This is a genomic window from Myxococcus sp. CA005 (assembly GCF_006518205.1).
GTDB lineage: Bacteria > Myxococcota > Myxococcia > Myxococcales > Myxococcaceae > Myxococcus > Myxococcus xanthus.
The window spans coordinates 1-5,387 of record NZ_SRLV01000171.1 but is presented as its reverse complement, the minus strand read 5'-3'; the positions used below and the strand labels follow the sequence as shown (position 1 = coordinate 5,387).

Sequence of the window (5,387 nt, the reverse complement as noted above, 5' to 3'; positions counted from 1 at the left end):
GGCGTGAGGGGGGACGAGATGAAGAAGCGACTGGGTGACATCCTGCTGGAGCGGGGTGTGGTGGACGCGTTGCAGCTCCACTCGGCGCTGGCGTACCAGCGCAAGTGGGGCGTGCCTTTGGGGCAGGTGGTGGTGGACCAGCGCTTCAGCACCACGCAGCAGGTGTTGGAGGCCCTGGCCTTCCAGGCGGGGATGCAGACGGTGGACCTGGACGTCCAGCCACCGGACGCGAGCCTGACCTGGCTGATTCCGGAGCGCGTGGCGGAGGCACACCGGGTGGTGCCGCTGAAGCTGGAAGGGCAGGGGGGCCGGGACTCGGTGTTGGTGGTGGCCATCGCCGCCCCCGCCAGTCTGGCGTCCCTGGACGCGGTGAAGAGCGTGTCCGGCAAGCCCCGCGTGGTGGCGAAGCTGGCGTCGGATGCGTCCATCCGCCGGGCCATTGGACAGCTCTACCGGGGTGAAACCGGTGAGGCAGTGCCTCGGCGTCCCGGCATGGAGAGCTTCTCGCTGCCAGAGGCGGACGAGAGCATGCCCATGGTGCTCGGCGGCAGCATGGCGGAGCTGACGAACATGGAGGCTCCTGGCGGTGAGGATGGGCTGCCGCTGCTGAGCTCGCTGGAAGAGGTGGTCGTCCAGGCGCAGGCGGTGCCCGCGGAGATGAGGCGGCTGGTGCAGGCCATCCGCGCCATGCCCGAACCGCTGGCCGCTGTCGCGCAGCCGCTGCCCCTGGAGGCAGGGCGCCCCGAACAGGCCGCGACGCCTGCCACGACGGAGGGCTTGCACCTGACGCATGTCTCTCGGCCTGGGTCCACGAAGGCGCCGTTCTCCGCGCGCGCCATGCAGCGCACGGCCGGAACGCGGAACCACGTCCCCTCGGCGTTGCCCGTGCTCACGGCCGCGCAGCCGGTGCCCATGGCTCAGGTCCTGGTGTACGGCTGGGGTGAGGAGGCCACCACCGGGCTGGTGCGAGTGATGTCCCAGGCGGGCCTGCGGGCGCAGGTCGCAAGCACGGAGGAGCTGCTCGCGGCGAACGCGGCCCAGGTCGTGGTTGCGCCGCTGCCGGCGATGGAGTCGCTGCCGCGTCCGGTCCACGCGCAGGTACTGGTCGCGGGCAAGATGCCGGAACAGGACCTGCCTCGCGCCCAGGCGGTGGGGGCCCGCGGCTTCCTCGCCGCTCCGGTGGATCCGGATCTCCTCCTGCGCGCGGTGCGCCGGCTGGCGCGCCCCGCTGGTGACGCGGACCTCAAGCGCGCCAGCTGAAGGTCCGGAAGAACCACGACAGCAGCAAGTCGAAGCGAGGCGCCGAGGTCGCGGCGCTCCGCGACTCGCTCGTCGAGACGGCACGCCTGCGCGGTGAAGCGCCGGGCCACGACATTCCGCCGCTTGACACGTAAGCATATCCTTACGCATTATCGGCGCACGATGATGCACACCGAGCCAGGGGTGTTCGGAGCGATCAGCCATCCGGCGCGGCGCCGCATGCTCGACCTGCTGGTCGATGGCGACCGCCCGGTGAATTCAATCGCCGAGAACTTCGAGATGAGCCGCCCGGCGGTGTCACAGCACCTGCGCGTGCTGCTCGATGCGGGCCTCGTCACCGAGCAACGGCACGGCAGGGAACGGCGGTACCGCCTCGTGCCGGAGCGACTGGAGCCGGTACGCGACTGGATCGCTCACTACGAGCGGTTCTGGGACGACAACTTCGCCCGACTGCGGCGGCACCTTGAGAAAGGCGACAAGCAGCAATGACGACAAAGACAATCCGACGGGAGCTGAAGTTCACCCAGTCGCCCGCCGTCGTGTGGCGCGCGCTCGCGACCAGCGAGGCGCTCGCTGACTGGATGTACCCGAACGACTTCGAGCCGCGCGTCGGGCATCGCTTCACCTTCCGCGTGCCTCCGGACCCTCGGGCCCAATTCGATGGACTCGTCGTGCACTGCGAGGTGCTCCGGTGCGCGCCTCCGTCCGAGCTCGAGTTCACGTGGGTCGTGGGCGAGGGCTGGCTGGATACCCGCGTCCGCTACCGGCTCGAAGCCGATGGCGATGGAACGCGCGTCCTCTTCGAGCACTCCGGCTTCAAGGAGGACCAGGCGTTCCACGGCGCCGAGTACGGCTGGAAGATGATGCACGGAAAGCTCGCCAAGGCACTCGAGAAGGCATCCGACAACCCGGCCCTCAAGGCCTGAACACCGAGCCCCCACCCATGAACATCGTCTTCTGGATTCTTCAGGCCGTCCTCGCACTGCTGTTTCTCGCAGGCGGGTCGTACAAGGCATTCTCTTTCCAGCAGCTCGCGAGCCAGTTCAGCGAGGTCCCCCTCGGAGCATGGCGGGCACTCGGCTTCCTTGAGATGGCCGGTGGCGTGCTGCTCATCATCCCGGCGGCGTTCAAGTGGATGCCCAGCCTCACCGCGCACGCGGCCGCGGTGCTCACGTTCGAGACGTTCGCGCTCGCCGTGCTGTACGCGCGTCATTCGACGAAGCTGACGCCCGAGAACCCGATGCTCTGGTCGCTCGTGATGGGTGTGCTGCTCGCCTTCGTGACGTACGGCCGCTACGTCCTCAAGCCGGTGGTGGCAGCCGCCGCGTGACGCGATGACGGACGATGCCTGCGACATCGCCCGTGAGTTCAGCGCGGGCGCCAACGCGCATCACGGAACAGCCACCAGCAGAGAGGGCTTCTCGGCGCCCTCGGGCAGCCACAGCGAGCCCAGCTCCAGTGTCGAGGACGGGAAGGGGTCGGCCCGCACCAGCGCGTCATCCTCGTAGCTCCCCGTCAGCAGCCAGCCCCGCTTGACGCGCTGGTACACCTCCAGCGTGCGCGCGGCGGGGTCCACCAGCCACACGTGCGACACGCCCGCGCGCGCGTAGAGCGGCAGCTTGCGCGCGCGGTCCAACGCGGCGGTGGAGGGCGTCAGCACCTCGCAGACCCAGTCTGGCACCAGCGTGAGGAAGGGGACGTCCGGCTCGAAGGGGACGTCCACGCGCTCGCGGCGCCAGCCGGCCATGTCCGGCACGAGCATGTCGTGACCGAGGTGCAGCTCGGGCGCACGCAGGAAGCACCAGCGGCCACTGCCGCCACGGCGCTTGTCGAGCTGCTCACCCAGCTCCACGCCCAACATGAAGGCCGCGCGCGTCTGCGCGGCAGTGGGACGAGGCGAGGCGACCAGCTCCTCGTCCAGAATCTCCCCCACCCAGCCCGAGGGCAGGGCCGAGAGCATCGAATGGTTCGCCAGGGGGATGATGCCTTCAATCACAGCGCCTCCGAGAATCACCGGTTGAGGCGGGCATTCTATGGAGCCGTCTGACACGTCCTCCGCTCGACGGAAGGCGTCATTTCCCGATGCAGAAGCGCTGGAAGATTGCGTCCAGCAAGGCCTCCGAAACGACGGTACCGGACACTTCGCCGAGCGCCTCCAGCGCGAGCCCCACTTCACCGGAGACGACTTCCAGGGTGGACACGCGCGAGGCACTCTCCGCGCGGCCCAGCGCCTCGGACGCGCGACGCAAGGCATCGGCGTGACGCTCGGAAACCAGGGCCACCGCCGAGGGCGTGCCACCGCCCCACAGCCGCCCGAGCATGTCGTCGCGAAGCGCGTCCACACCTTCACCCGTGAGGCCACTCACACGCTGGCGCGGCGAGCTGGATACCTCGGCCACATCACACTTCCCGTCCACCACCAGCACGGGCGTGCCTCCCACGTCACGCGTCCAAGCCTCCACCTCCGCCTGTGTGACACCCGGCGGAAGCACGAGCACCGCCAGGTCCACGCCCGTGAGCAACGCCCGCGTTCGCGCGATGCCCAGCGCCTCGACACGTCCCGGCGTCTCCCGAAGCCCCGCGGTGTCGAAGAGCGTCACCGCCAGCCCGTCCCACTCAACCCGGGCCTCCAAGGCATCCCGCGTGGTGCCAGGCTCGTCATCCACCAGCGCGCGGGCCTCGCCCACCAGCCGGTTGAACAGCGTGGACTTGCCCGCGTTGACGGGACCGAACAGCGCCACGCGAGCACCCCTGCGCACCAGCCGGCCCCGGCCCACCTCGGCCAGCAGCGTCTCCGCCTGGGCACGCAGCGCGGTGACACGCTCGCCCACGTCCTCGTCCGCGCCTTCCGCCTCGTCAGGGAAGCTGAGCACGCCCTCCATGTCCGCATGCAGCGCGCGCAGCGGCTCCTCCAGGGCCTGCACGCGCGAGGCGAGCGCGCCGGAGAGCCCCGCAGCCGCGGCACGCACCGCGGCCTCCGAGTCCGCTGCCACCAGGTCCGCCACCGCCTCCGCGCGCGTCAGGTCCAACCGCCCGTTGAGGAAGGCCCGGCGGGTGAACTCACCGGGCGCGGCGTGGCGCACGCGCGCGTCCTCCAGCGCCCGCGTCAGGAGCAGCCGCAGCAGCCGCGGACTGCCGTGGGCCTGAAGCTCCACCACGTCCTCGCCCGTGAAGGACTGAGGCCCGCGGAAGTAGAGGAACAGGCCCTCATCGAGCGAGCGACCCTCCGCATCCACGAAGGACGCGAGGTACGCATGGCGCGGCGTGGGCTGCGCGGGCACACCCGGGGCCAGCAGCCGGCCCACATCCAGGGCCTCCGGGCCCGACAGCCGGAGGATGCCCACGGCGCCCGCGGCAGGTGCGGTCGCCAGGGCCGCGATGGTCATGGAAGAAGACGTCATACGCGGCCGCTGGAGCGCATCCAGCCTGAACAGCGCGAGACCCGCTGCTTCAGCGGGTCCCAATGGGAGGCGTGGAGCCGCGGGCGGCCTTCTCCACGGCCTCGCGGTTCTCCTCGATGTACCGCTCCACCGCCTCGTCCTCGAGCTCCAGGTCCCGTAGGACACCCGGGTAGACGAAGCGGAACGCAGGGGACTCCTCATCCCCGCGAAGGCGGAAGCTCATCTTGAGCACCGCCGCGCCGTACAGCTTGTCCTTGAGAGCTTTCGCCTTGCCCATCCCTCGTCTCGCTTCGGGAGCCCCGGCGCGCGCGGCGCGCCCAGCGGCTCACGCGTCGAAGTCGTCCTCGTCGTCGTCCGGCAGCATGCTCCGCTTGGGAAGCGGGGCGGGCTTGTCCGGAGTGAACACCACGCGGCGGTTTCGGCCTTCGCCCTCCGCCGACACCTTCACGCCACCCACTCCTTCTACTGACGTGAGGACGCGCGCGCGGTCTTCAAGCTTCATGGCGGCAATCGCGTAGAAGCGGCCCAGGCTGCCCGACTTCTCCGCGAGCTGCCTGATGGCCGCCTTCAGCGCGGCATCCTCTTCCACCGTCACCGAGCGCTCATCCCCCTCGCCCTTGCTGGCGGGAGCGGCCTTGGCGGCGGGCGCCTGCGCACCCCGCTGGCCTCCCTTCGCCGGAGCAGGCGCTGGCGCCTGGGCCGCCGCGGCACGGGGCGCGGCGGGGG

Annotated in this window: 7 protein-coding genes and 1 pseudogene; 4 read left to right on the top strand and 4 right to left on the bottom strand. The window is 70.4% G+C overall.

Annotated features, from left to right (window positions below; genetic code table 11):
• From FMQ63_RS36745 to FMQ63_RS36730, 4 genes are all read left to right on the top strand, one after another.
• On the top strand, positions 1-1,260 hold a 1,260-nt coding region (locus tag FMQ63_RS36745), incomplete at its 5' end, for a hypothetical protein (RefSeq protein ID WP_228556571.1).
• Positions 1,261-1,422: 162 nt separating this feature from the next.
• A complete protein-coding gene (locus FMQ63_RS36740; protein ID WP_011557403.1) occupies positions 1,423-1,749 on the top strand; it encodes a helix-turn-helix transcriptional regulator in 327 nt (108 codons plus the stop codon).
• Entirely contained in the window at positions 1,746-2,186 is a 441-nt protein-coding gene (locus tag FMQ63_RS36735) for an SRPBCC domain-containing protein (protein WP_011557404.1), read from the top strand. The genes FMQ63_RS36740 and FMQ63_RS36735 overlap by 4 nt, the downstream gene beginning before the upstream one ends.
• A 17-nt stretch (positions 2,187-2,203) precedes the next feature.
• Complete coding sequence (locus FMQ63_RS36730; protein WP_011557406.1) at positions 2,204-2,590, top strand: DoxX family protein; 387 nt, start codon at positions 2,204-2,206, stop codon at positions 2,588-2,590.
• 60 nt (positions 2,591-2,650) lie between these two features.
• Here the strand turns inward: FMQ63_RS36730 and FMQ63_RS36725 are convergent, their stop codons facing one another.
• The 4 genes and pseudogenes from FMQ63_RS36725 to FMQ63_RS36710 form a co-directional block, all read right to left on the bottom strand.
• The gene (locus tag FMQ63_RS36725) at positions 2,651-3,256 is read right to left on the bottom strand and encodes a Uma2 family endonuclease (RefSeq protein WP_043612096.1); all 606 of its coding nucleotides are present in this window, start codon (positions 3,254-3,256) and stop codon (positions 2,651-2,653) included.
• A gap of 76 nt (positions 3,257-3,332) precedes the next feature.
• Positions 3,333-4,661, bottom strand: a complete 1,329-nt coding sequence (mnmE, locus tag FMQ63_RS36720) for a tRNA uridine-5-carboxymethylaminomethyl(34) synthesis GTPase MnmE (protein ID WP_011557408.1) — start codon at positions 4,659-4,661, stop codon at positions 3,333-3,335.
• A gap of 49 nt (positions 4,662-4,710) precedes the next feature.
• The gene (locus FMQ63_RS36715; protein ID WP_011557409.1) at positions 4,711-4,938 is read right to left on the bottom strand and encodes a hypothetical protein; all 228 of its coding nucleotides are present in this window, start codon (positions 4,936-4,938) and stop codon (positions 4,711-4,713) included.
• A 48-nt stretch (positions 4,939-4,986) separates the two neighbouring features.
• Positions 4,987-5,387 (bottom strand): annotated as a pseudogene (locus FMQ63_RS36710) (hypothetical protein); the annotation flags it as partial.